General features: G+C 39.7%; 4 protein-coding genes. All 4 read left to right on the plus strand.

What is annotated here, in order from left to right; genetic code table 11:
- Positions 1-108: 108 nt before the first annotated feature.
- Positions 109-660 (plus strand): RNA polymerase sigma factor, encoded by a 552-nt coding sequence (locus V5N63_RS11655; protein ID WP_332018649.1) that lies wholly within the window; start codon positions 109-111, stop codon positions 658-660.
- Between the two features lie 12 nt (positions 661-672).
- Complete coding sequence (locus V5N63_RS11660) at positions 673-1,212, plus strand: hypothetical protein (RefSeq protein ID WP_332034077.1); 540 nt, start codon at positions 673-675, stop codon at positions 1,210-1,212.
- A 13-nt stretch (positions 1,213-1,225) separates the two neighbouring features.
- Positions 1,226-1,738: a hypothetical protein gene (locus V5N63_RS11665; protein WP_332034078.1), complete on the plus strand. Its 513-nt coding sequence runs from the start codon at positions 1,226-1,228 to the stop codon at positions 1,736-1,738.
- 249 nt (positions 1,739-1,987) lie between these two features.
- Positions 1,988-2,187 (plus strand): GTP-binding protein (locus V5N63_RS11670; protein ID WP_332034079.1); only part of this gene is annotated, 200 nt, incomplete at its 3' end.

Here is a 2,187-nt window from a genome sequence, read left to right on the forward strand (position 1 = left end):
TCATGAAATTAAATATGAACAAATATAAATATTTTGCTTTGGACTGAAAATTGAAATACTTATTTAACTTTTAGTTAAATTTACCATCAAAACACCGAAAGCATCTCAATGAAGATTAAGGAAGAAGAAATTATCCGGCTGATGTCTGGCGAGAAATCCCGTGAAAAAGGAGTCCGCCTGATGATGGATGCTTATCAGAGTAGGTTGTATTGGCATATCAGAAGAATTATTGTAGATCATGATCTGTCACAGGATGTTTTGCAGGAAACTTTTATAAAAGCTTACCAAAACTTTCACCAGTTTAAGCAGGACAGCCAACTTTACACCTGGCTCTACCGGATTGCTACCAACGAATCGCTGCAGCAGCTTAACAAAATGAAAAAGATGCAGAAATCGGATGAAGATGCAGAATACCATCTCCAGAATCTGGTAGCAGATAACGTATCTGCAGAAGCCGACGAGATTCAGGTTTTACTGCAGAAAGCAATCCATTCGCTGCCCGAAAAGCAGAAGCTCGTATTCAATATGAGATATTATGAAGATTTACCTTACGAGGAAATCTCAAAAATTCTGGATATGTCGGTAGGTACTTTAAAAACAAATTACCATTACGCGAAACAGAAAGTAGAAGATTATATAAAGTCAAATTATACAGAATAAATTTTTTCGAGAATGAAAAATTTGGATATTGAGAAATTAGAACGTAAAAATATTTACACCGCACCCGATCATTTTTTTAATGATATTCAGGCCAAAGTGTTGCAGGAAACTGTTCACCAGAAGCCGGCCAGGGTTTTTAAGATGAATTGGGCTTACGCTGCAGCTGCGGCAGTCGCGATGATTTTCGGGATTACATTCTTTGTGAATCAGGGTGGTGAAGAAAATACCGCAGTAACTGAAAATCAGGCATTAGCAGTGAACGCGCCGGCTGTCAATACATCACCACAAACTCAATTACAAAATGAAGCGACAGTTGCCTATAAAATTTTAGAAAACGATTTAACTTCTGCTGCATCAGTTAATCAAAAAGGAAACAAAGAGCAATTTGCAGTTTCTACCAAAGCAGAAACAAGCGCAGAAGTTCAGAATAAGACAAAAACACTAAATCCTGAAGTGCAGGTAGATCAAATTCTGGCTGGGTTTACTTCGGCAGAACTGGCAGATTTAGGAAAAAATACTGAGCAGGACATTTATCTGGATTTGTATTATTAAAAAGGAAACCACTATGAAAAAGATTTTATTATTACTCATCGCAGTATTCTCTGGCTCACAACTCAGTTTTGCACAGGAACAGAAATACGACTGGAAGAATATGAAGCCTGAACAGCGAAAGGAGGTCATCCAGAAAATGAGTCCGCAGGAAAAAATGTCGCTTTTGAAGCAGTTCCGCGAAAACATGATGGTTTCAGAATTGGATGTGCCGCAAACTGATCAGCAGGAATTTAAAACGCTGTATGCGGAATATCAGGAAAAACAGAACAGTATTAAAAGCAGGTTTAAGCCCAGCGAAGACTACGAAAATATGAGTGATGACGAAGCAAAAAGAAAACTCAATGAAAGTTTCGATATTGGGCAGCAGCTTTTAGACAACAGAAAAATATACGCGCAAAAATTCATGAAGGTTCTTAAACCACAGCAGGTTTTGCAAATGTACCAGACAGAAGGTAAAATGCGCAGCAAGATATTAGACAAAAAACAAGACGGGCGCTCCAACAGCCCGCAGAGCAGGCGACCATAATAGTTTATTTTTTTAATGTTTGAGCGACCTCTACAAATTATTTTGCAGAGGTCGTTCTTTTTTTGGGCGATCCCCTCGCAGCCGCTGAAGCCGTTCCCGGGTCGGGCTATCCGCTGCAACTCCTCACGCCACAGCAATCCCAACGCTGTTGCGGGGTTTCCGCTGCTATCCCTATCGCGAAACCCAACTTGAAATAGTAAGAAAAATTCCGGGAAAAAACACTAAATTTGCCCACTATCTGAATATTCAATGAAAAACATACGAAACTTTTGCATTATTGCACATATCGACCATGGTAAGTCAACGTTGGCAGACAGACTTTTGGAGTATACCAATACGGTAACCCAAAGAGAACTGCAGTCCCAAACCCTGGATGATATGGATCTGGAAAAAGAACGCGGGATTACCATTAAATCCCACGCCATCCAGATGGATTACGAACTCAACGG

The organism is Kaistella sp. (genome assembly GCF_032060305.1).
GTDB lineage: Bacteria > Bacteroidota > Bacteroidia > Flavobacteriales > Weeksellaceae > Kaistella > Kaistella yananensis.